Genomic DNA, 26408 nt, shown 5'->3' on the forward strand with positions numbered 1-26408 from the left:
ATGGGAAAAGCGCGGATCGCAACAGGGGTCTTGCTGGTAACGCTGGTGACCGGGGCCATGGGCTATACCATCGCCTCGGCGGTGCTGACCTACCAGGATCTCGGGTTCGGTGCCGAGATCGACTTTGCCTATATCGCGCAGAACTATCTGGCGATCCTCGATCACCGCCCGGAGGACGCGCAACTTATTCACCTGATCATCGGCAGCTTCGCCGCCGCCGGCCTGATGCTGAGCCTCGCCCTCTCGGGGTCCGCTCTGACACGGTTTGGCCAGACCCATTGGCAGACCGCGCGCGAGATGAAGGCCAATGGGTTCTTCGGGGTGCCCGGGACCGGGTTCATCCTCGGCAAGCTGGGGACGCCGGGCTCCCGCGCCAATTACATTTGCTCGAAGGTTTTCCCGCATGCGCTGATCGTGGCGCCCACGGGCCGCGGCAAGACCACGGGCTTCGTCATTCCGAACCTGCTGACCTGGCAAGGCTCCGCCGTGACGCTCGATGTGAAGGGCGAGTGTTTCGAGGCCACGGCCCGGCACCGCGCCGCCCAAGGCGACAAGGTCTATCGCTTTGCACCCACCGATTGGGAGGGCAAGCGCACGCATCGCTACAACCCGCTCTTGCGCATCTATCAATTGAAAGATCCCGCGCGCCAGCAGATGGAATTGCAGCTCCTGGCGACGCTCTTCCTGCAAAGCGACAATGACCGGGTGCAGGGGCTGCTCAAAGGCGGGATTGATCTCTTCGTGGCGGCGGGGCTTCTGGCCTTCCAGCGCAAGCGTCCGACCCTGGGCGAGATCTACCGCATCGCCGCCTCGGGCGGGAACAAGCAGAAGGAGTATTTTGCGCGGGGCCACGAGGTCGACAACAGAGCGGCCAAGCTGATCTTCACGCGGCTGGCCTCGACCAACAACGACACACTGACCTCTTATGTCTCGCTCCTGATGACCTCGGGGCTCGATCAATGGCAGAACCCGGCCATCGATGAGGCGACGTCCGTGTCGGATTTTGATTTCCGCACGATCCGCAAGAAGCCCTTTTCGGTCTATCTCGTGGTCCAGCCTCTCATGGTGAAGCCGCTCGCGCCGCTGATCCGGCTGTTTTTCTCCGACCTGCTCTCGGCCATGCAGGAAAAGGATCCCGGGCCAGACGAGCCGTGGCCAGTGATGATCATGCTCGACGAGTTCAACCGTCTCGGAAAAATGCCCATCGTGGTCGAAAGCATCGAGACCCTGCGCACTTATCGAGGTCACCTTGCCGTGGTCACCCAAACCATCCCCGCCCTCGATGAAATCTACGGCGAGAACACCCGCCGCGCCCTGCAGGGCAACGCGGGCGTGAAGCTTTACTTGACACCTTCGGATGAAAAGACCGTCGAGGAGCTGAGCAAGGCGGTCGGCAAGACCACGAAGACCGTCATCACGCGATCCCAGTCCATCGGCAAGAACCCCTTTGAAGGGCGCAGCCAATCCACACGGACTGAAGAGAGCTCGTTGTTGCCCGAAGATGAGGCGCGCCGCCTGCCGCTCGACGAGATCGTCATGGTCATCGATGCCCAGATGCCCGTCCGTGCAAAGCGGATCCAATATTTTGACGATCGGCTGTTCAAGGCGATCCATGCGACGCAGACGGGCGAGTTGCCGTTTCCGGAGCCGGGGGGAGGGGGACCGCAGGGGAACCTGCCGCTGAGTGTGCGCGCCATGCCGATGACTCCGCCAGCGAACGGACCAAGTGGGTCTGACGCCGTTGTGGAGACCACACGCCAAGAAGCGGGTAGTCAAACGTCAGGGCAAACCGACGTCGCACCAAAAAAGACTGCGCCTGTCGTTTACGCCGTCGTCGCGGAGGAACAGCGACAGATGGAGATGGATTTTGGGGGCCGAGTTGCGGATGCCGAGACAGTGGGCGTGGATGATGAGGCACAGGTGCGCTCCGCCGTCGATGGCTTGGACGAAATGGAAGCGATCTTGCAGGAGGGGGATGGCGAAAAGCTGGTTGCTCGATAGGGTGGCGAGCATGGCTTGTCTGTCGGGCAGACTGTAGCGGGAAACTCGCCGGATCACTTAGAAGGCCGCGTGAAGACGGATTACCGCGATGCCGCCAAGCTGGCGAAGTTGCGCCAAATCGGGGAGCTGATTGCCTTTAGGGCGGTCTTGTTTGGGTATAGAACCCCGTTGGAACTCACAAAAATGGAATGCAAGAAAATTAAAGCTAGGCGGACGATACATCGAGCCTTTAGCCTAACGTCTAGTGGATTTCGCGAAGATTACAGCGGCGTCATCTAATATTTATGAAGCAATTTGGTAATGAGAGGATAATGAGGGACAATTTGGCGAAGGTCGACAATAGGATAAATTCAAAGTGGCGGAAATAGCTTTTGCCAGCGAGAGACAGACAGCCATACGCTTACTTGCCTGCATTCAGGCGGCGGGCGACACAATCAATCCTATTCGCTGGGGACATGATATTGTTTGCGTGCTGCGCTCTCAGTCGCGCCTGCAGGCACTCGACTTCTGGATGCGCAATCCAGACTATCTCGCCAACGAGCTCCTAACGGAGTTCGAGTCGTCTGGTGAACGCGATCTACTTACGATCGCACAGCGGATATTCGATGATCGTGAGCCCGATCTCAGGCGCCTACCGATGGTGCGCTATCTTTTTGGGGCATTTGAACCGCTCGACAATGCACTGGCGATCCTGCGGGCTGCAGACCTCATTCGCATCAAGCGCGACGGTGTTCCTGGCGTCAAGATCCGTGAGCATCTCTATCTATTGACCACTGCAGGCGAAGACGCGTTGGGACGGATCTCTGCTGCGGCCCCCGAACTCAGCTGGTATCGTGATCGTGCCTGCATCGTGGCGCGAGTGGCGGGCGCACAGGGTGGCAAGGCGCTGAAGGACCGACAGTATCTTCAGGCCGAATATGCGGGAACGGAACTTAGCCATACGATCCAGCCAATCACAGATCGGGTGCTGGCACGGCTCGCAGCAATCTTGGAAAGGCTCGATGAATGACCGGTAGTTGGCTAGAGGCAGTCGCAGAAAAGGCAGGTATGAGCCTCACAGTAGCGGAACTGGCTCTGCGCAAGAGAGGAATTGTGGCAGACCGGCCGCTGCGACCCGCGCCCACGTTGACGATACGCCGTATCGCGTTCAGGGGTGAAAAGCGCGGAACCGCACAGGGTGCGATCGACTTTGACTGGTCGGAACTGACCGCCGGCGTCTGGGCAGTGACGAGCCAGAGGAACCTCCGGGGCAAATCAACAGTGCTGGAAATCCTGCTGTGGGCGCTGCGAGGCAGGCCGAAGGGCCTGCAGGACGACGTGCGCCGGTGGTTGTCCTCGGTGTGCGTCGAATTTGACGTCGATGATCAGCGTTACGTGGTGGAGTTCGCGGTCGATGAGCGTGTTCCGCGCGGCAGCTTGGCGCGCCGCCGCCCGTCAGGAGAGACGGACGAACTGGATCGCTTCATGTCGGACGAGGGCTTCGAGGCAGCGATGTCGCGCTTCATGATGAATACGCTCGATCTCGACCCGGTCACGGCGATGCAGGGCAAAGAGGACGAGCGCAAAGTTGTTGAGCATGGCTGGGCCGCGCTTTCGGGCGGCCTCTACTTCGGCGGCGACCACAAGCAGTTACTAGGTGACGTCCAGATGGGGGGTCTGCCAGCACGCATGTTGCAGATGTATATTGGTATACCTTGGGCGACAACGGTGATGCAGGCGAGCACCGTCAAGCGCGAGCTTGAACAAGAAGCCGAGAAAGCGTCCAAGGCTGCGACGGCAGCGGCGAAGGACGCGGAGATTGCCCGCGCACGAATCGACGGTGAACTTCAGGCAGCGAAGAAGATTCTGGACGGCTTCGCACAAGTGACCGGAACAGCCTCCGAAATCGAGCGCCTGGCCGGCGAAGTCGCTCGCCTTTCGCCAATTGCGCTCGATCTCGCGCAGCGCCTGGCCCGTGCCGAGGCCGAAACGACCGAATTGGAACGCCTCGCGACCGGGGACGAGCGTGCTGTGCGTGATCTGCGCGAGAACATCGTTGCGACGCAGTTCTTCAACGGCCTGAAACCTGTTTGTTGCCCGCGCTGCGAGACGCGGGTGTCGAACGAACGGCTGAAGCGCGAAAGTGCTGATCTGAGTTGTTCGCTCTGCGCTGAGGAAATCCCGATCGATGAGATGGAGGGCGCGGACGACGGGTTGGACGCGATCGAACAGCGTTTCGCGGCCGCCAAAGCTGCCGCCGATCGTGCGCGCGCCAACACCAACGCGCTGAGTGTGAAGTCGAAGTCGAGCAGCGACGAGCTCGAGAATGCACGGCGGGAACTGACCAAGGCGGCAACGAGTGCCACATTCGAAGAGCGTCGAAAGGCAGAACTTGATGTTGCGCGACTGGAGGGCGCATTGAAGGAGCGCCAGACACCCGCGAGACCCGTCATTGTTTCTTCCGATGTTACGCTTATCAACGCGGCTCATGCCGAGGCAGATAAAGCCTACAACGCTGGTCGCGGCGACATACTCGAGCGCTTGAACACGGAGATTCTCGCGCTGGGGCAACGGCTCGGTGTGCAGATGCTCGAGGAGGTAAAGCTCAATACCAACGCCTCTCTCCGGCTTACCAAGGGTGGCGAGTCGACCAGCTTCAGCAAGGTGACTGCAGGCGAGCGGCTGCGGTGGCTTTGATTCGGGTTGGACAAGAACGGGGCCTCGGTCGTCATCCCGGCCTCCTCATAGTTGACTCTCCTGCTGCTGAAGAAGTGAGCCCCGATGATCTGACCGCCGTATTGAGCGAGCTTCAGGCGATTTCGCGTGAAACCGTGGGGCTGCAGATCATCATCGGGAGCGCCAATGCCAGTGCGATTGTCGATCAGCTTGGCGAGCAATGGTGCCGCTCCGCGACGGGAGACGATTATCTATGGTAGCGCAGCCGCCAGCGCATTCTTCAGCATGAGCGCGCTTGATCTTCTCGAGTCGCGTCTGGCTAGCAATCAGCCGATCACGATCGACGATCTCGGCGGCGTGGATGAAATCCTCGCTGACGCTGATCGACTCTATGCAGCACCTTTCCTCGACATTCTCGCCTACATGATCAGTGCGGCCCCGCCCACGGAAGGTGCACGCCTGCATGATTTCTTGGTTGACGGCTTTGATGCGGCACGCGACCCGCAATCGTTCCGTGACGCGATTGACCAACTCATTAGGAGTGCAACGCTGCGTGCTGCCATGGCGCAGGCGGTCGTCGCAATATTCACGCGACGGATTCGGGAACACGCTACCGAGCGCGAGGCGCTGATCGCTGCCTATTCGCTCGAAGGCCTTTTCCGTCTCGCGCTGGAAGGCGATGTGAGCCGTCACCGGCCCCTGCTCGAACTCGCCGAAGTCGCACCCGATGCGCCAGGCCCCTTCGCCCAGCATGTCGCGAAGATTGGCGGAGCTGCCTTCCATGCATGGGGCGATGACGATCTGCTGACTATGCTCCACCGGCTGCTCGACAATGAGGAAGCAGAAGGCGAAGCGGCTTTCGAACTCGGGCTGGCACATCTGGCCCGCGCGCTCGAAGGCGAAGATATGGCGACCATCCATGCCCGTCTCGGCACGGCGCGGCTGCTCTTCGAGCGCGCTTGCGAGGCAGATGATGATCGTTCGGACGCGCGGGCCTATCGATCAGCGATTGATCTCGTTCTCGGCTTTGCGGCGAACCGGAGTGCCGCTGATATGCAAGAGACGCTGGCCGACCTGGTCGCTGCCGCTCGGGATCGTGCAGCGGTACTGCGCACTGGCTGCGTGACTCCATGGCTCGCGCCCCGTCAGGACGTGGATCTTGAATGGTTCGAGCTTGCACGCACGGTCCAGCGTGCGGCCGACGATCTTGCCCGTCCGAGCTGGATCAATGCCGCCACGACCATGGATCGCATCCTAGCCGTCTATGACGCAAGCTGCACTATTGCACACGGCGACGGTCTGCGGTCCATGTTGCGGCCCCGGGTAGAAGCTTCTTTCTTACGCGAACGCGGCCTCGCTGCACATCTCGACGATCTACTTAGCGAAGGCCAATGGTCGGATACACAGCGAACGATCGCGCAACATCTCCGCTGTCGATTGGATGAGGCTTACCGTGCCGGTGCCTTACCGGGAAAAGCCGGGGAGAATGAGCAATATCCGCTGCTCGCGCGCATTCTCCCTAAGGGAACTTCGACCGAGCAGATTCCCTCCGACATGGTACGAGCTCTCGAAGCCGGGTTAGCAAGCCATGCTGCGCGTAGCACCGAGCTTGCCAATCCGATCCTTCAACGTATGCTGGCGTTGCTACGTGATCAGCTGTCAGACAGCAGCGAATATAAAGGCGAAGTCCAACGTTCGTTCGACGCCGTCCTGCAACAGATTTTGATTTTCTGTGCTGACCGGCAGAATGCTGATATTCGCGATCTAGGCACGCGCGGAGATTATCTGCGTGTTAGGGATCCAAGCGAGGCTGACCTCCAGTCTGACCTCCGCGACTTCCTTAAGGGTAATCTCGTGGGCGCTGAAGTGCTGACCGAAGTGCGCGGGGTCGCTACCGGGCGAACAGATATCTACATCAGTCTGGGTGGCCCGGCTTTCGTTATCGAGCTCAAGAAGCATATTGGCGAGTTTTCACCCGAGGCCGCTAAACGCTACGTGGCGCAGGCAACCAGCTATCAAGCCACCAATGTCAAGCTTGGTTTCCTTGGAGCTCTCGAACTCGTCGATCGCTCAGGGCCGGTTCCAAGCATCGAGGAGTGTCTCTGGCACAGCGCTTATATTCCCGAAGGTGGCGCTCTCGGCCGGCACCTCATCGTCTTCAGGGTTCCCGGCCGCCTCAAATCCCCATCTGCACTCCGCTAGATAGCCTAAATCCCAGAACGGCGACAGTTAGTCTCTGATGATCTTAGATAGTGCGTGCACCTCAAACCGCTCTCCGAACGTCTGCACTACACGTCTCCATCCCTGTATCGAATTGAGGGTGAGCGCATAAGGCTGCCCATCAACCATGATATCCTGACCGTGCGCGATTTTATTTCGGACCTGATTCATAATCCTCAGTTTCTTCTTCAAGGTTGTGGTCGACTGGCCCTGCCAAGAAAGGCCGTTGAACACGTCGTTTATGCCGAGGCGTCTGAACAGAGCGATGATATTTTCGTCGCTCGGGTTTCCCCATCTCGACCACGTTTTGGCGTAGTCCTTCCGCTCATCTTCGGTCAACTGCCGGCCGAATGCTTTTTCGGAGCACGCAAGGAACACATCGCCGATGTAGGCTTGCAAAGTAGACGTCAACATGACGACACAGGCTCGGTTCAATGCACGCCCCTCGTGATTCCCGTCTTCGAGCCTCCTTGGGGCTCCCCTTGCACCGCCGTGAAGGCTTCTTCTGGCAGCGATAAGCTCATCGACAAGTCCAAGCTCTAAAGGCAAATTGGCATCCTTTTTGCGAAAATATCAATGTTAGAGCGCACAATGCCTGCCTAAATCAAGCGCCTTTGATTGGTCGAGTGAAATTTTCCCGATCTCGCCGCCGACCAGCCCTAAGCGTCGATCTTATTTCTGCTCATCGAGTCACTCTTATTCCCATCACCGCAAAATGTCCTCAACGTAAGCGGCTTGCAGGATGACGGATTTCATCGCTTGCGGTCGGCTGATCTCTGAGCGACCGCCACACTCTCTTATCTCTCCTGTCGCCGAGGAATCGAGTTGTAGCACGTCCCCGTCTTGTAAGGGAAACGGCTGTTTCGTCTGCAGCGCGCGACACCATCCCGAGTCTTCCTACGGAACAGTTCGAAGGCCGACTTTGGAGAATGCGGCGGTGCGGCATCCTTGGCAACTGGGCGGCGGCTCAAGGCCGTCATCGCCGCCCAAGTCGCCCCAATCTCGCCAGCTGCGCTAGCATTTTTGATCCTGAGTCTGCGGATCCTGTGCCGCCTCCGGAACCCGTCTGCCCCATGCCTTGCCGCACTGGCATTTGCTGCACGCCAAAGAACTGCCGCGCCCTGAGGGCTGCGTATTCTGCGCCACTTGCGCCTCCGATCAGGTAGCGATTGTAGGCCTGCTGGCTTCCCATGGCGGCGCGGGCAAAGCTGTAGCCGCCACCGAGGCCGCCGGAGAGCGCTGGCATCATGATGTTGCCGGAGATTGCGCGGACGATGAATGGCGTGGCGACAATGAAGCCCTTGGCCATGAGCACCATCATGAAGAAGGGGATGAGCGCGCCTATATTTGAGGCCCCTTCCGGGTCGCCAAGCTCACCGATCAGAGCGGAAGAGACGCCTGTGATCGTTGCGAAGACCCCTGCGACCACGATAGGGTAGATCGCGAATGAGATAAGCGCGGATAACCAGCGCGCGAAATAATCCTTGGTGACCTCGAAGAGGGTCAGGAAAATCATCACCGGGGCGATCCCGATCAGAAGCGCGATCATCAATCGGGAGGCCACGAGGATGAAGGCGGCCAGTCCGCCGAGGATCGAGAGCAGAAGCACACCGACGATGTCGAGCATGGCGCCAGCCATCCAGTTCAGCTCGGACCCGGCAGCGTTCAGATAGTCGCCCAGCTCCGCGATCAGCCGGTCGAATTCTTCGGCGAAAGTTCCAGAGGGTCCCGGACTGCCGCCGCCGACCGAGGCCACCAGCGCGCCCGCGATACTGTCGATCCCATAGAGAATGGCAGACGAGAACGCGTTGAACTGCATCCAATTGGTCGCGAATATCCCGATGAGCCCGATCTTGACCGCGAGCCAGAAGGCCGTGTGCCCATCCATGGCCCGATATTGATAGATCATGTTGATGCCGACGAGAATCACCACCAGCGTTGTCCCCAAAACCAGGAGCGTGCCGACTGTTGCCGCAACCGCACCAAACTGGGTTTCGGCAGCGGTATCGAGATAGGATTGGGAGGTTTCAACGAAATAGGTGACGACGCTCATCGGGGATCAGCCTTACCAATTGCCCGCGGCTTCGCAGATGGCCTTGGCGGCAGGGCGGGCGGCGTTGGCGCGGCGGTTGTAGGCGTCCGAGGCCTGCAGCATCTCCCATCGTTCGTCACTCGCGTGGACCTCGCGAAACATCGCCTCGGCATCGTCCCAGGACGGGAACCGGATCTCGCAATCGCAGCTGCCAGTCTCGACGATGCGCTCAAGGTTTTGGGCACGGTAGATGTCTTGGACCAGCACGCGCTGATAGGCTTGGCGCAGGGGGATTTCTTGCATCCAGCTGAGTTCAGTGGGGCGGTCCGGACAGACATCGAAGCGGCGCTCCAAGGTAGGGACTAGGTCGCGCTCGGCGAACGCGGGGGTGAACGTCAGGCTGAGGCCGAGGGCGAGCGCAGCCAGGATGAGGCGAAACCGCGTCACTCTCATGCCGTGACTCCAGCGGCTGTGGTCTCACGCTTCAGGAAGACCGTGTGTCCCACATTGGCGAATTCCGAGGAGCTGATCGACACCACCTCCCAGCCTTCCGCACCTTTGGCATTCAGGCTGGCTTGCATGTCGGCAAGGCTGCTTTTGCGGGTCATGGGAAAGGACAGGATAACGTATTCAAAGGTCTTCATAGGGAAGTTCCAATCTCATTAGCGCCGGGGAGGTAGAATTCCGTGATGCCGCGTTTGCCGTCATGCCGGCCTGCCTGGATGATCACATCGATCGAATTCTCGATGTATTGGATCATGTCGGCATAGGTCATCGGGATCTCGGTCTTCAGTGCTGCGATCGCAAGCCGCTGCACGGCCAATTGCGGGGTTTCGGCATGCAGCGTGGTCATGGACCCGCCGTGGCCGGTGTTGATGGCTTCCAGAAAGGTCATGGCCTCCTTGCCGCGCACTTCGCCCAGGATGATCCGGTCGGGGCGCATGCGCAGCGTGGCGGTGAGAAGCACATCGGCGGTCTGGAATTCCGCGTCGCGATTGGCGATGAGGGTCACTGCATTTGGCTGGGTCGGCAGCAGCTCGGCGGCTTCTTCGATGGTCACGATGCGTTCCTCGGATGGCACGTGAGATAGGATCTTGCGCGCGGCGACGGTCTTGCCAGTGGAGGTGCCACCCGAGACGATCATGTTGAGTTTGTTCTCGACGCAGAAGGCGAGCGCATCATCGATCAAACCCGCGGCCACCACTGCGCGCAAGGCGCGCTTTTTTTCGACGCGCAGGTCTTCGAGCTTGCGTTCTTTGCCATAAAGAAAATCGAGCGCAATGCCCTCGAGCGGCAGGCTCGAGAAGAACCGCAAGCTGATCGACATGGCCGAGAGCACGGCGGGCGGGGTGATGACCTGTGCGCGGATCGGGCGACCCTTGTAGGTGATCGATACCGAGACCATGGGGCGGTCCTTGCTCATCGTGGTATTGGCAGAGGAGGCGATCTGGTTGCCGAGGTCCCTGACCTGAACGCCCGTCAGCCTTTGATCCAGCGCGCGCATGAAGTGATCGCCCTGGAATTCTCCCCAGCAGGTCCCGTCGGGGTTGATGCAGATCTCGATGACATCGTCGCGGGCGGCGGCGTCGATCCGGTCGAGCGAGGTTTCGAGATAGCTCAGCGACATGGGCTCAGAATATCTCCAGATCGCGGTCGACCATGACCGTGACGCGGGCGCCCTGGTCGACATAGATGACGGGGCCGATAGAGAGGTAATCGCCGATGACGCTGTCCGTCGCATCTGCCAGATCATCGCCTACGTCTTCGAGAACGTCGGCGGCAGTCTCATCCTGGACCTCGGAGGCGGCGGCACTGGGTGCCGCGGAAATCAGCGAGATCAGGGCGGCAGACCCGAAACGCTCGGCAAAGCGCGTGTCCACGAAACCCGTGACACCGGAACGTCCCAGTTCATCGCCCCCGAATGAGCTGATCTGGACGGTCTGGCCCGCGGGCAGGATGATCCGGTCCCAGGCGATCGTGACGCGGCGCTGCGCGATATCGACGCCAGCGCGGTAGCGCCCGACGAGACGGGATCCGCGGGGGATCAAGAGGCGCGCGCCATCGACGCTGTAGACATCCTCGGACACCACGGCACGGGTCTGGCCGGGCAGGGAGCTGTCAAGGGCGGTTTCCATGACGGCCTGGATCATGGTGCCCTGGATGATGGTGTTGGAAGGATTGGCGATCACCTCGGCCTGCGTCACGGTGGAGGGCAGCGCACCGTTCAGCACGAAATCCGTCACCTCGCCAAAAGTGCGTTCGGTCAGAGCCGTTTCATTCGCTCCGGACGTGCCGCCAAACGCGATGGTGGGCGAGGCGATGCGCCGCTCCTGGAAGGCGCGTTCCTCCGCGGCGCGGCGCTCCAGCTCGGCCATGCGCCGGGCTTCTTCCTCGCGGCGCAGTCGCTCTTGCTCGCGTGCGCGCAGGTCATCCTCCGTGGGGCCCGCTGGGGCGGGTTGGGGCCGGCTGGCCTCGAGTTGGGCCAGTTCCAGATCCATGCGGAGTTGTTCAAGACTTCGATCCCGCGCCGTCAGTTCGTCCTGGAATCGTTGCTGTGCGGCTTCCGAGGCGGCTTGTAGCGCAGCGATCTGAGCGGTCAGCGCGTCGATCGCCTCTGCGGCGGCGGTGTCTTCCTCGACGACCGGTTCGGGGGCGTTGCGTAATTCCTCGATCTGAGCCTGCAGCGCGGTGATCTGCGCCAGAAGCTCCGCGTTGGGCTCGACTGGATCCGGTCCGACAAACACAACCTCGGGCTCGGGCGGGGGCAAGGTCTCGATAGCGCCAAAGCCGTCCCCCTCGTTTTGGAAGACGTCCGGGGTGGCCGTCGGCAAGGCTTCCTCTTCGTCGGGCTGTGAGAGGAGATAGAGCAGGGCACCACCCGCGCCGATGACGAGGACCACGATCAGCGCGAGAAGGGGCGACCGGCGCTGCGACGCCGTGGGGGCGCGGGCACTGCCTTTCTCAAGGGCGGCGAGGCGCCTTTCCAGCTCGGTGTTCCCGGTATCGCTCATGAGGTGGCCTCCGCGGGCGGGATCGCCTCGATGCAGACCACCTCTTCGCCAAGTCGCAGGACCCATTGGCGGTTCACGCCGCTGACGCGGATCACGCCGTCCTCAGGGGCTTGCGTGTTGACCGTGCGCTCACGGCCGCCCGCGTAGCGAAAGATCGCGGGCACAGGCGCGTTTCTTGGAAAAGCGAAATACGTGAACGTCCCGTCATCCCAGATGCGGGTTGGCGTGAACTGAATCGCCCCGAGTTTGTCGGAGACCGTCAACTTAAGTAAGGATGATGGTTATGACAAAAAGCAAAATGGCAAATCGCTACTCGCCAGAGGTCCGCGCACGTGCGGTCCGGATGGTTTTTGAGCACCTGCTTGGCCCCATCGGAAACATCCCGCCAGCGGAGGCTGAGGAGAACTTCTATGCACAGCGCGACGTGCTCGATATGGTCGCGTGAAATGAAGCTATAGGTCTCCGGTGAAACCGGGACGATTCAAACTCGGTCCGCGCGCTGGCACCGTAATTGTAGTTTGGTGCTTGGGCGGCGATGGCCCGGGTCGGGCGCGCATCGTCCTCCGGATAGCGGAACTGCACCACGTAGAAGGTCGGGCTGCGGACCTCCTCGACGTTGAAATAGTAGCTTCGCCTGTTCGTGTAGACCGTCACATTGGTATGGACACCGCGCGCGACGGGCTTGATCGCGAAGGCCTGCCCGCCCGGCACGCCATCGATCTCGAAGCCCTCGGTGTCGCCCGCGATGATCGAGCGGATGCTTTCGCCCTCACCGAATTCGACCGTGGTGACATGGGTAAGCGAGACGCTGAGACGGTAGACCTGACCCTCCTGGTAGGTGGCCAAGCGCACGCGGCTGTCGTTGGGACCGCCACGCGGGATGGCTTCGGCAGAGGCGAGGCCGGGCAACAGGGCAATGACAAAAATAAGCGATCTTATAAACAACAACGTCAGTTCTCCAATCTGTCGGAGCGGATGGAATATTCGAGGACGGTGAAGCCGAATGGATTGGTCCAGACCTCATCGATGGAGCGGCGGGTCTCCGGGCGGAACTCGAAGAGAAGCGTCGTAGTGAAGAGGCCGGTCTGGGTGCCGTTAATGGACGTCAGGCGCTTGCGCAGGCGGACCGTCGCGCGGTTGGTTCCGATCCGGTTGATGCTGAGGATTTCCACGTCGAGCCTGGCGTTGGGGCCATAGACGGTTGGCGGGTAATTCTCGTTGGCGCTGTTCCAGATCTGCCGCAACCCGCTCTCGGCGGCCCCGTCCGAGCGGCGCAGAACGCTGCGGATGCGTAGATCGTTGTCGAGCTGGTTATAGACTTCCCGGTCGGTCACATAGCGGAAGACCTCCGCCTCGATGATCGCCTGGTTGGCGGTCACCGAGGAGGCGCCCACCGAGGCTTCGGGGAGTGCAAAGCCGGTGGCGGGATCATAGGGGACAACGACGGGGGGCGGGTCGACATCGAGGATCGAGACAGCCGCGGCACTCAGACAGCCGATGATACCGAAGACAAGGCCTATCAGGCCAAGGCGTTGCCAGAGCCGTTCGCGGCGCAGGGCACCATAGACCAGTTCTTCCTCGATGATTTCTTGTTCAGTCGCCACCATTCATGCCCCCGCGATTACTCGGCCCGCAGGTCCGGCAAGGTGAAATCCATGAAGCGCTGTTCTTCGGCGATGGTGGCGGCATCGATCACGCCGCCGGTGCCATCGCCCACGGTCTGGATGGCTTCGAGTTGCCACATGGCGACCAGTGCAATGGCGAGCTCCGCAGTCACGCGCGTGTTGAGATCGATACTTTCCTTGAGTTCGTCCATGTCGTCGATGAGCCCGACAAGGCGGTCTACCCGCTCGAGCGACTGGCCGGCATCCTCATAGCTGTTCTGGGCCGCCGCCGAGACAAGGGCACCGGTGGTGGCCTGCGTCGCCACGCGGTTGGCCCCGGGATTGCCGCTCGTGGCCATTTCCGAGAGGGTGTCCTCGTCAAAGCCGAGGTCGGCCAGCACCCGGTCCATCTGGGTTTCGATCTCGCCTGCGCCAGAACCGGACAGGCCGGAGAAATCCCCAGTCTTGATCGCCTCAATCGTGGCGAGGATGTCCCCGAACTCCTGGTCGAGCAGGCCATTGAGTTCGTCTTCCATCTCGGTGCGAATGATTTCTGGCAGCTCGGCAAGTCGGGTGAGCGCTTCATAGGTTCTTTGCAGCTCGGCGAGTTGATCCGTGAGAAGGCCGAGCTGTTCGCGGAGCTGCGTCAGCTGCTCGTTTTGCAGGATCTCGTCTTCGATCATCTGCCGCAGCTGCTGGATGTTTTGCGCGATGTTCTGGGTGTCGACGACCGGTACACCTTGTGCTGCGGCAGGGGGTAGGGCGCTGAACTGCAAGCCAACGCCAAGTGTCGTGGCCAAAGCTGTCCTCAAGAGCAGATGTCCCATCATTCAATCTCCCTGATCGTAAAATCCATGAACGCGCCTTCGGCCATGCGGGCGCTGGCCTGGGCCAGCTCCTCGGCAGAAAGGACGCGGGTGCGTGCCGCCTGAAGTCGGATGCGGGCGGCCACGAGACGCACCAGTTCGGCGCGGGCATAGGTGTTGAGTGCGACGCTCTCCTGCACGTCCTCGGTTTCGGAAATCCGTTCGACGATATCCGCAATACGCAGGGCGGCTTGCCTGATCGCGGCGGGCGAGTTGTTGCCATAGAAGGCCGCCCCATGACCCGTGAGCGAGAGGTTGGCATTGGCGAGAAGCGCGGGGTCGATCGTGCCAAGCGCTTCGATCCCGCCGATACGGGTCAGATAGAGATTGTAGCGTTCAGGGATGACCGACACGTAGTGCTGTGTCTCGCGGAAGGGGGGCACGCCGCCATACTCGAAAACCCGGCCGGGTCCGGCGTTATAGGCCGCGAGGGCGTTGATGATGTTGCCATCGAATGTGTTGAGCTGGGTCGCGAGATAGCGCGCGCCGCCATGCACCTGAAGGTAGGGGCTGTCGTAATATTCCGGGTTGATGCCCAGATCGCTGGCCGTGCCCGGCATGATCTGGGTGAGACCATAGGCGCCGACGGGAGACCGTGCCCCAATCGTAAACCGGCTCTCCTGCCAGATCAGCGCTTGCAGCAGCGCGCGCCATTGGACGGGGGAAAGACCCGCGCGGCCAACACCCGCAAAGCCACTGGTCTCCTGAGCCACGCGGATGATGAGCTGCTCGATGGTCTCAGACGCATCCCCAAACATCTGTTCACCGCCGGGATTGGGATCGATCTCGCCCGTGCCATAGACCGCCTCGACTGACCGGGCCGGATCCCCGCTGCCGCTTTCCAGCCCCGAGACCATAGCCGGCAAGCCCTGACCGCCGAAGCTGGTCTGGGCATCAAGGATGCGTTGCAGGGTTTCCAGCTGCTCCCGTTCGATCTCCGCGATGAGTTCGCGCACGGCGAGCTTGTCGGCCTGAACGGCCAAGTCAGCCTCGCGATCACCGGTCTCGACGATGTCACGCGCGGTCAGCCCATTGTCATTGGTCGGCACGCCTTGGGCGAAGCCGAGACCGGGCAGCAGGCAAAGTGCGAGGATATGGGGCAGGCTAGACTTCAATGTCGCCCTCCGGGGTGCCAAGGGGCGTGAAGTCACAATCAGGCGCGACGGGTGCCGTGGACGCAAGGAATGTGAAGCAGTTCGCCTGCGGCTCCCGATACTGGGTGCAGGAGGCAAGCGCGCCGAGCGCAGCCAAAGCCAACAATTTGGCGTTTCGAGATTGTCTTGAATCGTTTGTTCGCTGCCTCTCGCTTCGCTCGAACGCGAAAAACGATGCAGGATTTATTGGTGAAATCTCGATACGCCATATACGAATCATGAAAGCCTCCAGAAGTCTGGGCGGTCGCGGTAGTCGGCCCCAACAAGCGCTTCGCCTTTCTCCATGCCGCCAAGGATGGTGAGATTGGGTCCAAGCGCGCTCAGATCGGCATCGACGACGATTGAGCCCTGATCGTCGCGGATCAGTGCGAGGCGGCTGTTGCTGCCCGTGTTGAGAAGGACGTCGAGCTCCTTCTCCGTGAGGTTCAGCATGGCGTAGTCCGCAGGCTGCGCGCGGATATTGGGCAGCAGGATCTGCGTCGGAACGGCTTCGACGATGGTCTTGCCGGTCCGGGTGCGCTCAAGCTGGCTGGCATATTGCGTCATCATTACTGCGACGGTGTTCTGCTTGCGCGCGGTCACCAGCCAGTTCGACAGCCGTTCGGCGAAATACGCGTTGTCGAGCGCCTTCCAAGCCTCGTCGATCACGATGATGGTGGGGCGGCGATCCTCGATCTCGCGTTCGACCCGGCGGAAGAGATAGGACAGGACCGCCATCCGTTCCTTGTCGGCCTCGCTGTCGAGAATGCCGGTCAGATCGAAGCCCACGACATCGCCTTTGAGCGAAAAAGTGTCCTCGAGGCTCTGCCCGAAGATCCAGCCATAGCGGCCGTCCTCGGTCCACTCGAGCAGGCGCTGGTGCAGATCGCCGCCATCATCGGTGGACACAAAAAGCGATGCGAAATCCCGCCAGTTCCGCAGGGCCGGATTGGAGGCCTGCGCGTTCTGGCGCACGACTTCTTGGATGCGATTGGTCTGTGCCGGTGTGAGCGGCTTGTCGGCGCGGTAAAGAAGCGTGGCAAGCCAGTCCGAGAGCCAGGCGGTGCCCCGCGCATCGGTCTCGGTCCAGAGCGGATTGAGACCCGTGGGCTGGCCTGCGTTCAGGGAGGCGTAGCGCCCGCCATTGGCGCGCACCGCCATCTCCATGCCAAGACGGTAATCGAAGACGAAGATCCGTGCGCCTGCGCGACGGGCTTGCGTCATCAGGAAGGCCGAAAGCACCGATTTGCCCGACCCGGGCCGTCCCATGATCAGGGTATGGCCGCTGGTCGGTTCTTTGTCGGGCGAGCCTTGTTCGTGATAGGAAAACCGGTAGGCGCTCTGCTCCGGCGTGGGCAAATATGTGACGACCCGGCCCCAGGGGGTAAGTGCTGCAGGTTTGCCGAGCTGTGTCCGGTGGAAGGCCGCAAAATCCGCGAAGTTGCGGTTGGTGACGGCGCTGGCGCGGACGCGCTTTGGCTGGTTGCCGGGGTGCTGGCTGAGGTAATGCGCCTTGGCCGCGACCCGCTCGCCGATCATCTTTACGCCTTCGGTCGCGGCGGCATTTACGATCTCAGCGCTGAGCGCTTGCAGCTCTTCAAGCGTGTCGCAGAAGAGCGTCACGACCATATGATGCTCGCCGAAGCTTTGGCGCTTGGCCTCGAGATCATCGGCGGCGATGTCGAGGGCTTCCAGGAGCGAGAGGGCTGCGTCCTGGCTCGCCTGCATCTGGCGCTTTTGCCGTTTGATACGGCCCGCCATGAGGTTCGAATTGATCGGCGTGAAGGAATGGGTGACAATCATGTCGACCGGCAGGTTCAGCATGTCGAACATGGTGCAGGAGGTGCCTTCCGAGTATTCCCCGATGGTGAAACTCTTGCCGTAGCGGTGGCCCACGACGCCCTCGGAAAGCTCGAAATGGTCGCCGTGAAACGTCACGCGGGTATTGGCGACGTTGAAGGACAGAAAGCCGTAGGTGTTGGCCGGGTAGAGCGGCAGCTCGGTGCCCGTGTTGAGCGCGCCCAAAAATCCCACCAACTCTCCCGATCCGGCTGACAGCAGGCGCGGCCTGAGCTCGGTCAGCCCCGAGAGGAAGACGTTCACAGCCTCACCGAGGCGCTGCAGGCGTTTGCGGGTCTCCTCCTTCAGTCGGTCCGGCGCGCTGCGGCTCAGGAACGGCAGGAGGCTTTTCGGGGGCGGGCGGTGAATGACGGTGAGCGTCAGGGTCTTGTCGCGGAGCCCGCTGGTCTCGAGTTTCGCGCGCCAGCGCCGGTCCACCTCGCCTGCGAAGCTGTCCTCGCGGATGGGGTCGAGATCAGGTTTGATGGCCTTGGAGACCTTGTGGACGTAATAGCTGAATTCCGGCCCAAGTTGCGCGACGATGCGGGCAAAAAGCGCCGTCACCTTGTCGAGATAGGCATCGTCCGTCGTGTAGCTGTTGATCCCCTCGAGCCGGATGCAGCGGAAGAGCTCATTAACCCGGGTGCGCACGGTCTGGCCATCGACGAGGCTCACATAGGGCAGCATATGCGCAAGGCGGGTCTCGCGCGCATACCATTCCGGCGTCATCGTGCGGGGATCGAGCGCAGCATCAGGGGCTTCATCACGGGGCATAGCTGTCCCCGCCATGGATGGACCTGTTGCGCGTGGGCGGTGTCTCCTGCAGCGACGTCATCATCACATCGATGAAGCGCGGGTCCCAATCTGCGGCCTTCCAAAGCACCGGATAGAGCAGAGCCGCGACAGCCAGCATCGCAATATGCTGGACCCAGACGAAGAGAAGCACCGAGCCGAAGAGCCAGACCATCGCATACATGATGGGCAGGCCCAGGAGCTTCGGCGGACGCACGAGGCCGAGGAAGAGAGGCGCGCGCTCAGCCACCGGCAAAGACCGCGGCAACGATGGTGGGGGCGGCGGCGACACCAGCGATCCCGACAAGCACCCAAAGCGCCTGGCGCAGGTCGATGATGTTGAAGAACCAGCTCAAGAAAACGCCGAGGACCGCGAGCGTCGCGATCACAACACCGAGCGGACCTGTCAGCGCATCGACGATACCCTGCAACAGGCTCTGGATCGGGGAGAGATCGATGCTTTGAGCAAGGGCCGGTTCGGCAATGAGCAGGAATAGCGCCAGCGAGGCGACAAAGAGGTTTGAAATCTGTTTCATGAATTTGATCCTTCCAATCGGGCTACGACAGCCATGACGCGGGCCACGTGGTTCTGGGTTTCTCGGTAAGGGGGAATGCCACCGTGTTGGCGCACGGCGTCGGGACCGGCGTTGTAGGCCGCCAGCGCCAGATGCGGATCGCCGAAGCGCTCCAGCATCATCGCGAGGTAGCGGGCAGAGCCGTCGAGGTTCTGTTGAGGGTCACGCGGGTCAACGCCGAGGTCGCGCGCGGTGTCGGGCATCAGCTGACCAAGGCCAATGGCGCCCGCATGTGAGATCGCATCCTGCCGGTAGGCGCTCTCAACCTCGATATTGGCGCGGTAGAGAGCCAGCCAATCCCTCACGGAGAGCTCTGCGCGCCGCAGGCCCGGATGGCCGGCATAGCGCAGGGCCGTTGCCTCGATGCCTAAGAGAACGTCTGCGCGGGGCAGGGGTGCTGGCTGGGCGAGTGCCGCAAACCTCAGCGCGTCAGGTTCGGAAGCTGCTTCAGTCTCGCCAAGAATGGCCAAACCATCGGACGCCGATCCCTGACCAATGCCGTCATTGTAGTTTCGAGCAAAGCTGCTTTGGGAGCGTGACGGGATCAGGGAGCCGTCGCTCTCCATGACCAGGACCATTTGAGCTGAGGCAGGTGCTGCGACCAGCCAGAGACAGACGAGGTTAGCTGCCAGCGCCCTTGTCTGATGGGGCTTTGTCTGGCGGCGCAAGTTTGTGCGTACGGCTTGTCCCCGCCTCAAGCGGCAGGTCGACATGCGCAAAACCAAGGCCAATGAAGAAAGACACCACGCCGGAGATCGTCTTGAACTCGCGGATCTTGATATCGTTGTAGGTCGTCCGCGTGCGGGCGGTGACCAGGAGCTTTTCCACCCCGTCATCAGAGACAACGCGCATGATCCAGACCCCGTAATAGCTGGGGCCTTTCTTATGTGCCGACTCCTGGCACAGGATTTCTGCGCTATAGCCGCTTTCCACGAGCTCGCGGAACCTGGCTTCCGTAACCACATTTGGTGCTTCGATGTCCCAGTTCATGGCCCGGCTCACGCTTTCTCCAATGGCGCGACCCCAGGCATTCCCACTTGAAGCCCAGAGTTACGATAGTATACTATCAACCGCAAGATGTAATATCGTGCTTTAGCTGTAGTTTGGTCACGCAAACACTAGTCACGGCCAGTGTCTGCGATCAAGGAGATAACAGGTTTGAGAAACCCACGGTTGACGTGCCTGCTCCCATTGCAAGCTATGGTCCTTCTGATCTGCGTTCCCGGGCCGGTCTTGGCGGAATCCTGCCTCGCCCCGGCCCGTCCTTTCCTGCCAAGCGATTCGCAGGCAGCGCGGGACTATGCGGACATCATCCGTGGCGATTTCGAAGACTACATCCAGGATATCCAGAGCTACTTCCGTTGCCTCGACAGCGAACGCGCCCGCGCCTTCGAGGAAGCGCGCGAAGTCAGCGAGGACTATGGCCGGTTCCTGCAATTGGTAGGGGATTGATGGGCAACCTCGGGAGCATCAGACTTGCAGCCCATGGAAACCAGACGCCGATAACACCCTCATATATCTACTTTTTAGATAACAGATTTCATCCGCTAGCGACGTCACAAAAGGTATGTGACGCGTGGCAAAAACAATCAGAAGCAAAGGGCAGGTGGCACTCTGCCAGGCGTTGGTCGACGCGCGCAAAAGCGCAGGCTTGGGCCAGGACGACTTGGCGGACAGGCTCAAGTGCCATCAATCTCTCGTGGCACGCATTGAGAGCGGCGAACGCCGGATCGACGTCGTCGAGCTGGTCGTCCTTGCGCGCGCCATCGGCTTTGACCCCTTCGAGGTTTTGGCGATCGTCAAAGCCGCCACGGAGCCCGACCACAGGATTTAAGCGATTTCATATTTCGAGAACACGGGAGCTGACTTCTCCCGTTGTGAATTCGTTACCGCGAGGACGAACAGTAACCGATTTTAACGAGGCCCGGCACACGGTTGCAGCAAACGCTTTGGATCTGAGCTGCTATCCGCAACGCCAAATTGCAGGAAGTCAGTAAACAGTGAACGAAAATGAGGTCGAAGGTGTCGCCATCGCCAATTTGATTGCAGCCGATGAAGAAACCATTGTTGGCTGGGTTTATCGATGGAACACAGGTGCTCTGGCAATCCGGTGGGACATGCATGGCCCACAGCGCGTCTCAAAGATTTACCCGGATCTCTGCGATGCCGATAAAGCTGAAATCGACTTCGCGTCTCTCACGCAGCTGCCCTGACGCGACGACTGACATGGTGGAATATGGCCTTTATGGCCCTCGATTGTGTGCGTGTGCCTGCGTTGCAGGTTTGATTTCGTACAAGGCCCTGCGCGACTTCGCTGCGGCTCAACAGTCAGTAATTGACCTGCTCGAAGCCGTAATTCCCGCTATAGTCACGCCACTCTACGAAGACGGATCTGTGATAAATGTTCGGGCAGTGCTCGCCCCACCGCTCGAGACCGGCATGCGCAGCAGGAAGCGCTGCGGGTGACGACGCCCTCCAAGAAAAATCGCCCTGGATCCCGTAGGTGCCGAGGACAACGACGGCGCTGCGGTTGCAGTCGCCATCTCGCCCGGATTCGTGCTGGCGGGCATAACGAACGTCAAAGACGCGGATGGAGCGCACGAAATTGAATTCCGGCCCGCTGATATCGATATCGGCGTGGTCTTCTACGAGCTGGAGGGCGTAATCAGCCCGCACGAGGTTCCCCCAGACAGCGTCGGAGCCTTTCAGCCCGAGCATTCCGCCAGCCTCGGCTGCCTGATCGAAGAGCGGGGCTGAAGAGTTTGGTGGGGTTCCTGAACCACCATATAGGGCATCGAAGATCCGGTCCGTGGGGCGCGACCTGGCAGGCCCATCGAAAGACGCGCCCATGGGGCAGCGCCAAATCTGCAGCGGCGGCTCCACCGGCCATGGTGTGATGCGCCGGATGAACTCGGCCCGCGCGCGTGCGCATGGCACGGAAGCCGGCCACCCACCGGACAAACACAGCAGGATGGCGCAATCGATCTGATAGGTTTGGGCGCGTGCTTGCGTCGGAACTGTTGGGCCGATCAAGGCGAGAGCTAAAAAGGCCACCAGAGGGAGATTTTTGAATTCGAAGCGCATGGCAAGGACCCTTGACGATCTTCACCCAGCATACATACGAAAATATACTATTGCAACATTGATGATGCGTATGACAGTTGCGGTGATCAGCAAGATCGCGAGCTGACAGCGTCGGCTTGCCCACCCTGAGGAAACCATGCGTTCCAGCGATTAGCCTTGATCGCATTGATTGCGATGATTACACTCCTATCAGGAGGAGATCATGGCAAGCATTACCATCCGGAACCTTGACGATGACGTGAAGCGCCGCCTTCGCATCCGTGCGGCTGAGCACGGCCGTTCGATGGAAGAGGAGGCGCGCGAGATCTTGCGCCATGCCGTCGGCGAAGCGAAGCCCTCCCACGATCTTGCCGCGGCGATCCGTGCGCGGGTCGCGCCTCTGGGCGGCGTTGATCTCGACCTTCCGCAGCGTGAAGCCATGCGCGAACCGCCCATGTTCGACCAGGCCTGACGCATGATCATCCTCGACACGAATGTCATCTCCGAGCTTTTGCGCCCGGCCCCGGAGCCCAAGGTCGAGCAATGGCTGTCGGCGCAGGACGGGCTCAACGTCTACCTGACCTCGATATCGGAAGCGGAACTGCGCTACGGCCTCGCGATCATGGGGAACGGCAAGCGGCGCGCCGCGCTGGTTGATGCAGTGGACAGCATCCTGCGTGAGGACCTTGCGGGGCGCATTCTGCCTTTCGACAGCAACGCCGCGCAGTCCTATGCCGCCATCTCCGCCGCACGACGGTCCGCCGGGCGACCGATCGCCCAGGCCGATTGCCAGATTGCCTCAATTGCCCACACCCGTGGTGCCTCCGTCGCCACGCGTAACACGCCTGACTTCGAGGGTTGCGATATCGACCTGATCAACCCCTGGACAGCCGAATGAACGCCGTTGAAATCGAACAAGCCGTTTCCGAACTCGCCGAGCAGCCTTTTGACGCGGCCGAGTTTCCCTATGCCTTCCTCATGGCCTTCGGCAACAAGGACACCACCATCAAGCGCCTGCGTACCGGCGCGTCGAACAAGTCCGATATCGGCGGCATTCTGCAGACCAACAACATCCATCTTGCGACCTGCGCCCCGGGAGACATCGCGGCGACCCTGACCGCCCTTCGTGATAGCCCCGCCACCACTCGTGCCAAGGCGAAGTTCATCCTCGCCACCGATGGCATCGACCTCGAAGCCGAGGATATCACCACCGGCGAAACCATCGCCTGCCGCTACACCGATTTCCCCGACCATTTCGGCTTCTTCCTGCCGCTCGCTGGCATCTCCACCGTCAAGCAGATCCGAGAGAGCGCCTTTGACATCCGCGCGACCAGCCGCCTCAACCGGCTCTATGTCGAGCTGATCAAGGACAACCCCGACTGGGGCAGCGCCGAAAAACGCCACGACATGAACCATTTCATGGCGCGGCTGATCTTCTGCTTCTTCGCCGAAGACACCGACATCTTCGTCAGCGACAACCTGTTCACCGCCACCATCGACCAGATGGCGAACCGCGACGGGTCGAACACGCACGAAGTCATCGGCGAGATCTTCCGTGCGATGAACACCGCCATCCCCAAACGGGCCGAGGCCAAGCTGCCCCGCTGGGCCGACACCTTTCCCTATGTGAACGGTGGCCTCTTCTCGGGCAGCACCGATGTGCCGCGCTTTTCCAAGATCGCGCAGCGCTACCTGTCCCATATCGGCAGCCTCGACTGGACACAGATCAACCCCGATATTTTCGGCTCGATGATCCAGGCCGTCGCGGATGAGGAGGAACGCTCGGTCCTCGGCATGCACTACACGTCCGTGCCGAACATTCTGAAGGTGCTGAACCCGCTCTTCCTAGATGATCTGCGGGCAGAACTGGAGGCGGCGGGCGACAACGCCCGCAAGCTGGCCAATCTGCGCGCCCGGATGGCCAAGATCCGCGTCTTCGATCCCGCCTGCGGGTCGGGTAACTTCCTTGTCATCGCCTACAAGGAAATGCGCGCCATCGAGCACGAGATCAACAAGCGCCGGGGCGAGCCGCTGCGCCGCACCGACATTCCCCTGACCAACTATCGCGGGATCGAACTGCGGGATTTTTCGGCCGAGATCGCGCGGCTGGCCCTGATCATCGCGGAATATCAATGCGACGTGACCTATCGCGGCCAGAAAGAGGCGTTGGCCGAGTTCCTGCCGCTAGACGCGCAGAACTGGATCACCTGTGGCAACGCCCTGCGGCTGGACTGGCTGTCGGTCTGCCCGCCCACGGGGACGGGGGTGAAGTTTCAGGCCGATGACCTGTTCATGTCACCGCTGGATCAGGCGCAGATCGACTTCGCGAACGAAGGGGGCGAGACCTATATCTGCGGGAACCCACCTTATTTGGGCTCAACCTGGCAAAGCACGGAACAGAAAGAAGATTTGCAGCGCATATTCGAAGGGCGCACGAAAAGTTGGAAATCGCTCGACTATGTCGCGGGCTGGTTCATGAAGGCCGCAGATTACGGGCTGCACACGCCCACCGTGTCGGCCTTTGTGTCCACCAACTCGATTTGTCAGGGGCAGCAGGTGCCGATCCTCTGGCCGCTGATTTTCAAGACAGGGCACGAGATTGCTTTTGCCCATACCAGTTTCAAATGGGCGAACCTTGCCAGCCACAATGCAGGCGTAACCGTGGCGATTGTGGCGATTTCCAATCACGCGGGGCCAGTGCGTAAGCTTTTCACGCTGGCAGATGATGGTGGGTCAGTCGTGAAGGAAACGGACAACATCAATGCTTATTTGGTGGCTGCGCCGAATGTCGTGATCAACAAAGCCTCCAAACCAATAAACGGCACCGCAGAAATGAGCTTTGGAAATAAACCTGTGGATGGTGGGAATCTGCTCCTGAGTGCAGATGAAGTAAGCGCCCTTAGCTTGACGCCCGAGCAACATCAGAAATTCATCCGCCGGATTTACGGTTCCGCTGAGTTTATTCGAGGTCTGGAGCGTTATTGCCTGTGGATTGAGAACACGCATCTGCAAGAAGCGATGAGTATTGAGCCAATTCGCGCACGGATCGAGGGCGTGCGAGTTATGCGTCTAGATAGCACAAAACAGCCGACAGTTGATTCTGCAAAGACGCCTCACAAATTCGGAGAATTGCGTCAATCCGGCTCAGAAACCGTAATCGTTATCCCAAGTGTGTCTTCGGAAAGCCGTGAGTACTTGCCTTGCGGGTATTCTGCCCCTGGAACAATCGTCTCCAATCTTGCCTTCGCCTTCTACGACGCCCCGCTCTGGAACATGGCCCTGATCGCCTCGCGCCTGCATCTGGTCTGGATCGCCACGGTATGCGGCAAAATGAAAACCGATTTCCGCTACTCCAACACCCTCGGCTGGAACACCTTCCCCGTCCCCAAACTGACCGAAAAGAACCGCGCCGACCTGACAGCGGCGGCGGAAGGCATCCTTCTGGCCCGCGAGGCGCATTTCCCCGCCACCATCGCCGACCTCTACGACCCCGAAAGAATGCCCGCCAACCTCCGCGCCGCGCATGACCACAACGACGAGGTTCTGGAACGCATCTACATCGGCCGCCGCTTCCGCAACGACACCGAACGGCTGGAAAAGCTGTTCGAGATGTACACGAAGATGACGACTAAGGTGAGTTGAATGAAATTGAACTTGGAGAGTCTGAAAGAAATCTTGGCCGCTGTAGAGAATTGCCCGTCTCACCAAATTGACGCGCTCGATCTAAAGCAAAGCGTGCTAGGCGCAACGAAAGATGATGCAGCTTATGACGCCTATGTTGGGCACGTTAGGTTGCTTATACGTTCTGACCTTTTGGTGTGTAGCCATGATGATGGTTTTGCTAGCTACGCCAGTGGTCCCCGGACCCCTATCCGTGGGGCGACCTATGAACTTTCGATGACGGGGTATCAGCTCCTCGAAGGTCTTCGAAATCAAACAATAATGGGTCAGATCAAAACGTATTTGAAGGGTGTTGGTGCGTCAGGTCTAAAGAATGCACCGGGTTTTGTCGTTGCTACTGCCATTCAGCTCATGCTGAAGGGGTGAGTATCGTGATTCAATCGGTTCCCTCCGTCTCCGTCAAATACGCCGCCAACGGCAGCTCGACCAAGTCGAACGAGCTTGGCATGCGCGAAATGCAGGAGGGCGCCTATGAAAAGCGCCGGTCGGGCGAGATGGGTCAGAAAGTGAACACACCATGACGCTTGACCCTGTCATGAGCGCGGAACGCACCCGCAGGCTGGTGGACGATCTGCGCGCCAAACCGGCAGAAACCACCTGGATCGAGTTCAAGGAAAACAACGCCGACGGACCGTTGATCGGTAAGCTGATCTCGGCTTTGTCCAACGCCGCACGGCTGGCCGATCAGCACTTCGCCTATGTGGTCTGGGGGGTGCGAGACGGTGATCATGCGGCTGTCGGCACGGTTTTTGAGCCGACAGTGAAGAAGGAGAAGGGGCAGCCGCTCGAACTGTGGATTGCGAACCACCTGTCGCCAAGCAAGAGCCGCTGACCGCAAAATTGCGCGACCGCTGAACATCAGGCCAGCCAGAGACTGGGGAACGTGAAGATGTTCTCTGAAAGTTCCCCCTTAGCGTGGTTCTACGAAGAAACCTT

The 26408-nt window shown here is 60.4% G+C and carries 30 protein-coding genes and 2 pseudogenes; 15 read left to right on the plus strand and 17 right to left on the minus strand.

Annotation, left to right across the window (positions count from 1 at the left end; all coding sequences use genetic code 11):
• The 5 genes from GC127_RS02745 (at position 1) to GC127_RS02760 (ending at position 6858) form a co-directional block, all read left to right on the plus strand.
• Complete coding sequence (locus GC127_RS02745; RefSeq protein WP_151976312.1) at positions 1-2001, plus strand: type IV secretory system conjugative DNA transfer family protein; 2001 nt, start codon at positions 1-3, stop codon at positions 1999-2001.
• Between the two features lie 355 nt (positions 2002-2356).
• Positions 2357-3010, plus strand: a complete 654-nt coding sequence (locus GC127_RS02750; protein WP_037298756.1) for a hypothetical protein — start codon at positions 2357-2359, stop codon at positions 3008-3010.
• Positions 3011-3048: 38 nt separating this feature from the next.
• Positions 3049-4677, plus strand: a complete 1629-nt coding sequence (locus GC127_RS02755) for a hypothetical protein (RefSeq protein ID WP_199861166.1) — start codon at positions 3049-3051, stop codon at positions 4675-4677.
• A gap of 74 nt (positions 4678-4751) precedes the next feature.
• Positions 4752-4916: a hypothetical protein gene (locus tag GC127_RS22685; RefSeq protein ID WP_008282948.1), complete on the plus strand. Its 165-nt coding sequence runs from the start codon at positions 4752-4754 to the stop codon at positions 4914-4916.
• A gap of 25 nt (positions 4917-4941) precedes the next feature.
• Positions 4942-6858 (plus strand): hypothetical protein, encoded by a 1917-nt coding sequence (locus GC127_RS02760; protein ID WP_008282949.1) that lies wholly within the window; start codon positions 4942-4944, stop codon positions 6856-6858.
• Positions 6859-6885: 27 nt separating this feature from the next.
• On the opposite strand, the gene GC127_RS23330 is transcribed toward GC127_RS02760, so the two are convergent.
• The 7 genes and pseudogenes from GC127_RS23330 to GC127_RS02795 all read right to left on the minus strand — a co-directional run.
• On the minus strand, positions 6886-7290 hold the full coding sequence (locus GC127_RS23330) for a HEPN domain-containing protein (protein ID WP_008282950.1): 405 nt from the start codon (positions 7288-7290) through the stop codon (positions 6886-6888).
• Between the two features lie 562 nt (positions 7291-7852).
• Positions 7853-8929: a type IV secretion system protein gene (locus tag GC127_RS02770; protein WP_151976318.1), complete on the minus strand. Its 1077-nt coding sequence runs from the start codon at positions 8927-8929 to the stop codon at positions 7853-7855.
• A 12-nt stretch (positions 8930-8941) separates the two neighbouring features.
• Positions 8942-9361, minus strand: a complete 420-nt coding sequence (locus tag GC127_RS02775; protein ID WP_099911249.1) for a hypothetical protein — start codon at positions 9359-9361, stop codon at positions 8942-8944.
• Positions 9358-9552 carry a DUF4177 domain-containing protein gene (locus tag GC127_RS02780; RefSeq protein WP_099911250.1) on the minus strand — a complete coding sequence of 65 codons (195 nt, stop codon included), beginning with the start codon at positions 9550-9552 and terminating at the stop codon, positions 9358-9360. Before GC127_RS02780 ends, GC127_RS02775 begins: the two co-directional genes overlap by 4 nt.
• Positions 9549-10535, minus strand: coding sequence for an ATPase, T2SS/T4P/T4SS family (locus GC127_RS02785; protein ID WP_099911251.1), 987 nt, complete (start codon positions 10533-10535; stop codon positions 9549-9551). Before GC127_RS02785 ends, GC127_RS02780 begins: the two co-directional genes overlap by 4 nt.
• Positions 10536-10539: 4 nt before the next feature.
• Entirely contained in the window at positions 10540-11919 is a 1380-nt protein-coding gene (locus tag GC127_RS02790; RefSeq protein WP_151976320.1) for a TrbI/VirB10 family protein, read from the minus strand.
• Positions 11916-12152, minus strand: a pseudogene (locus GC127_RS02795) (TrbG/VirB9 family P-type conjugative transfer protein); the annotation flags it as partial. The pseudogene GC127_RS02795 and the gene GC127_RS02790, both read right to left, overlap by 4 nt.
• A 50-nt stretch (positions 12153-12202) precedes the next feature.
• Here GC127_RS02795 and GC127_RS22695 point away from each other — a divergent pair.
• Entirely contained in the window at positions 12203-12364 is a 162-nt protein-coding gene (locus tag GC127_RS22695; RefSeq protein WP_199861187.1) for a hypothetical protein, read from the plus strand.
• Positions 12365-12402: 38 nt separating this feature from the next.
• Here GC127_RS22695 and GC127_RS02800 read toward each other — a convergent pair.
• From GC127_RS02800 to GC127_RS02845, 9 genes and pseudogenes are all read right to left on the minus strand, one after another.
• Positions 12403-12867 (minus strand): annotated as a pseudogene (locus GC127_RS02800) (TrbG/VirB9 family P-type conjugative transfer protein); the annotation flags it as partial.
• A 2-nt stretch (positions 12868-12869) separates the two neighbouring features.
• A complete protein-coding gene (locus tag GC127_RS02805) occupies positions 12870-13526 on the minus strand; it encodes a virB8 family protein (RefSeq protein ID WP_151976322.1) in 657 nt (218 codons plus the stop codon).
• A 14-nt stretch (positions 13527-13540) separates the two neighbouring features.
• Positions 13541-14350: a type IV secretion system protein gene (locus GC127_RS02810; RefSeq protein WP_037298780.1), complete on the minus strand. Its 810-nt coding sequence runs from the start codon at positions 14348-14350 to the stop codon at positions 13541-13543.
• Positions 14350-15504: a lytic transglycosylase domain-containing protein gene (locus GC127_RS02815; RefSeq protein WP_232279259.1), complete on the minus strand. Its 1155-nt coding sequence runs from the start codon at positions 15502-15504 to the stop codon at positions 14350-14352. Before GC127_RS02815 ends, GC127_RS02810 begins: the two co-directional genes overlap by 1 nt.
• Positions 15505-15759: 255 nt before the next feature.
• Positions 15760-18135 (minus strand): type IV secretion system DNA-binding domain-containing protein, encoded by a 2376-nt coding sequence (locus GC127_RS02825; RefSeq protein WP_151976324.1) that lies wholly within the window; start codon positions 18133-18135, stop codon positions 15760-15762.
• On the minus strand, positions 18125-18403 hold the full coding sequence (locus GC127_RS02830) for a type IV secretion system protein VirB3 (RefSeq protein WP_058243499.1): 279 nt from the start codon (positions 18401-18403) through the stop codon (positions 18125-18127). The genes GC127_RS02825 and GC127_RS02830 overlap by 11 nt, the downstream gene beginning before the upstream one ends.
• Complete coding sequence (locus GC127_RS02835; RefSeq protein WP_009503803.1) at positions 18396-18689, minus strand: TrbC/VirB2 family protein; 294 nt, start codon at positions 18687-18689, stop codon at positions 18396-18398. Before GC127_RS02835 ends, GC127_RS02830 begins: the two co-directional genes overlap by 8 nt.
• Complete coding sequence (locus GC127_RS02840; RefSeq protein ID WP_058243498.1) at positions 18686-19306, minus strand: lytic transglycosylase domain-containing protein; 621 nt, start codon at positions 19304-19306, stop codon at positions 18686-18688. The genes GC127_RS02835 and GC127_RS02840 overlap by 4 nt, the downstream gene beginning before the upstream one ends.
• Before the next feature lie 43 nt (positions 19307-19349).
• The gene (locus GC127_RS02845; protein WP_009807505.1) at positions 19350-19718 is read right to left on the minus strand and encodes a hypothetical protein; all 369 of its coding nucleotides are present in this window, start codon (positions 19716-19718) and stop codon (positions 19350-19352) included.
• Between the two features lie 210 nt (positions 19719-19928).
• Here GC127_RS02845 and GC127_RS02850 point away from each other — a divergent pair, with 210 nt between their 5' ends.
• The 3 genes from GC127_RS02850 (at position 19929) to GC127_RS02860 (ending at position 20941) form a co-directional block, all read left to right on the plus strand.
• Positions 19929-20180, plus strand: a complete 252-nt coding sequence (locus GC127_RS02850; protein WP_099913115.1) for a hypothetical protein — start codon at positions 19929-19931, stop codon at positions 20178-20180.
• 124 nt (positions 20181-20304) lie between these two features.
• The gene (locus GC127_RS02855; RefSeq protein ID WP_151976326.1) at positions 20305-20562 is read left to right on the plus strand and encodes a helix-turn-helix transcriptional regulator; all 258 of its coding nucleotides are present in this window, start codon (positions 20305-20307) and stop codon (positions 20560-20562) included.
• A 166-nt stretch (positions 20563-20728) separates the two neighbouring features.
• Positions 20729-20941, plus strand: a complete 213-nt coding sequence (locus GC127_RS02860) for a hypothetical protein (protein ID WP_151976328.1) — start codon at positions 20729-20731, stop codon at positions 20939-20941.
• Between the two features lie 115 nt (positions 20942-21056).
• On the opposite strand, the gene GC127_RS23065 is transcribed toward GC127_RS02860, so the two are convergent.
• Positions 21057-21812, minus strand: a complete 756-nt coding sequence (locus GC127_RS23065; RefSeq protein ID WP_254699972.1) for a hypothetical protein — start codon at positions 21810-21812, stop codon at positions 21057-21059.
• A gap of 202 nt (positions 21813-22014) precedes the next feature.
• Here GC127_RS23065 and GC127_RS02870 point away from each other — a divergent pair, with 202 nt between their 5' ends.
• The 6 genes from GC127_RS02870 to GC127_RS02890 are packed head-to-tail and all read left to right on the plus strand — an operon-like array spanning position 22015 to position 26304.
• Positions 22015-22263, plus strand: a complete 249-nt coding sequence (locus GC127_RS02870) for a plasmid stabilization protein (RefSeq protein ID WP_151976330.1) — start codon at positions 22015-22017, stop codon at positions 22261-22263.
• Between the two features lie 3 nt (positions 22264-22266).
• Positions 22267-22689: a type II toxin-antitoxin system VapC family toxin gene (locus tag GC127_RS02875; RefSeq protein ID WP_151976332.1), complete on the plus strand. Its 423-nt coding sequence runs from the start codon at positions 22267-22269 to the stop codon at positions 22687-22689.
• Positions 22686-25433 (plus strand): DNA methyltransferase, encoded by a 2748-nt coding sequence (locus tag GC127_RS02880; protein ID WP_151976334.1) that lies wholly within the window; start codon positions 22686-22688, stop codon positions 25431-25433. Before GC127_RS02875 ends, GC127_RS02880 begins: the two co-directional genes overlap by 4 nt.
• Entirely contained in the window at positions 25434-25838 is a 405-nt protein-coding gene (locus GC127_RS02885; RefSeq protein ID WP_151976336.1) for a DUF2513 domain-containing protein, read from the plus strand. It abuts the gene before it with no gap.
• 5 nt (positions 25839-25843) lie between these two features.
• Positions 25844-25993 (plus strand): hypothetical protein, encoded by a 150-nt coding sequence (locus GC127_RS22700; protein WP_199861188.1) that lies wholly within the window; start codon positions 25844-25846, stop codon positions 25991-25993.
• A gap of 14 nt (positions 25994-26007) precedes the next feature.
• A complete protein-coding gene (locus GC127_RS02890; RefSeq protein ID WP_254700815.1) occupies positions 26008-26304 on the plus strand; it encodes a helix-turn-helix domain-containing protein in 297 nt (98 codons plus the stop codon).
• The last annotated feature ends 104 nt before the right edge of the window (positions 26305-26408 follow it).

The organism is Roseovarius sp. EC-HK134 (genome assembly GCF_902498815.1).
GTDB classification, from domain to species: Bacteria; Pseudomonadota; Alphaproteobacteria; order Rhodobacterales; family Rhodobacteraceae; genus Roseovarius; species Roseovarius mucosus_A.

What these genes read in the sequence shown, in the direction of transcription:
- GC127_RS02745 (WP_151976312.1), top strand. Translation starts at nt 1, where the DNA reads ATGGGAAAAGCGCGGATCGCAACAGGGGTCTTGCTGGTAACGCTGGTG.
- GC127_RS02755 (WP_199861166.1), top strand. Translation starts at nt 3,049, where the DNA reads ATGAGCCTCACAGTAGCGGAACTGGCTCTGCGCAAGAGAGGAATTGTG.
- GC127_RS02760 (WP_008282949.1), top strand. Translation starts at nt 4,942, where the DNA reads ATGAGCGCGCTTGATCTTCTCGAGTCGCGTCTGGCTAGCAATCAGCCG.
- GC127_RS23330 (WP_008282950.1), bottom strand. Translation starts at nt 7,290, where the DNA reads ATGTTGACGTCTACTTTGCAAGCCTACATCGGCGATGTGTTCCTTGCG.
- GC127_RS02770 (WP_151976318.1), bottom strand. Translation starts at nt 8,929, where the DNA reads ATGAGCGTCGTCACCTATTTCGTTGAAACCTCCCAATCCTATCTCGAT.
- GC127_RS02775 (WP_099911249.1), bottom strand. Translation starts at nt 9,361, where the DNA reads ATGAGAGTGACGCGGTTTCGCCTCATCCTGGCTGCGCTCGCCCTCGGC.
- GC127_RS02780 (WP_099911250.1), bottom strand. Translation starts at nt 9,552, where the DNA reads ATGAAGACCTTTGAATACGTTATCCTGTCCTTTCCCATGACCCGCAAA.
- GC127_RS02785 (WP_099911251.1), bottom strand. Translation starts at nt 10,535, where the DNA reads ATGTCGCTGAGCTATCTCGAAACCTCGCTCGACCGGATCGACGCCGCC.
- GC127_RS02790 (WP_151976320.1), bottom strand. Translation starts at nt 11,919, where the DNA reads ATGAGCGATACCGGGAACACCGAGCTGGAAAGGCGCCTCGCCGCCCTT.
- GC127_RS22695 (WP_199861187.1), top strand. Translation starts at nt 12,203, where the DNA reads ATGACAAAAAGCAAAATGGCAAATCGCTACTCGCCAGAGGTCCGCGCA.
- GC127_RS02805 (WP_151976322.1), bottom strand. Translation starts at nt 13,526, where the DNA reads ATGGTGGCGACTGAACAAGAAATCATCGAGGAAGAACTGGTCTATGGT.
- GC127_RS02810 (WP_037298780.1), bottom strand. Translation starts at nt 14,350, where the DNA reads ATGGGACATCTGCTCTTGAGGACAGCTTTGGCCACGACACTTGGCGTT.
- GC127_RS02825 (WP_151976324.1), bottom strand. Translation starts at nt 18,135, where the DNA reads ATGCCCCGTGATGAAGCCCCTGATGCTGCGCTCGATCCCCGCACGATG.
- GC127_RS02835 (WP_009503803.1), bottom strand. Translation starts at nt 18,689, where the DNA reads ATGAAACAGATTTCAAACCTCTTTGTCGCCTCGCTGGCGCTATTCCTG.
- GC127_RS02840 (WP_058243498.1), bottom strand. Translation starts at nt 19,306, where the DNA reads ATGGTCCTGGTCATGGAGAGCGACGGCTCCCTGATCCCGTCACGCTCC.
- GC127_RS02845 (WP_009807505.1), bottom strand. Translation starts at nt 19,718, where the DNA reads ATGAACTGGGACATCGAAGCACCAAATGTGGTTACGGAAGCCAGGTTC.
- GC127_RS02850 (WP_099913115.1), top strand. Translation starts at nt 19,929, where the DNA reads ATGGTCCTTCTGATCTGCGTTCCCGGGCCGGTCTTGGCGGAATCCTGC.
- GC127_RS23065 (WP_254699972.1), bottom strand. Translation starts at nt 21,812, where the DNA reads ATGCGCTTCGAATTCAAAAATCTCCCTCTGGTGGCCTTTTTAGCTCTC.
- GC127_RS02870 (WP_151976330.1), top strand. Translation starts at nt 22,015, where the DNA reads ATGGCAAGCATTACCATCCGGAACCTTGACGATGACGTGAAGCGCCGC.
- GC127_RS02875 (WP_151976332.1), top strand. Translation starts at nt 22,267, where the DNA reads ATGATCATCCTCGACACGAATGTCATCTCCGAGCTTTTGCGCCCGGCC.
- GC127_RS02880 (WP_151976334.1), top strand. Translation starts at nt 22,686, where the DNA reads ATGAACGCCGTTGAAATCGAACAAGCCGTTTCCGAACTCGCCGAGCAG.
- GC127_RS02885 (WP_151976336.1), top strand. Translation starts at nt 25,434, where the DNA reads ATGAAATTGAACTTGGAGAGTCTGAAAGAAATCTTGGCCGCTGTAGAG.
- GC127_RS02890 (WP_254700815.1), top strand. Translation starts at nt 26,008, where the DNA reads ATGAGCGCGGAACGCACCCGCAGGCTGGTGGACGATCTGCGCGCCAAA.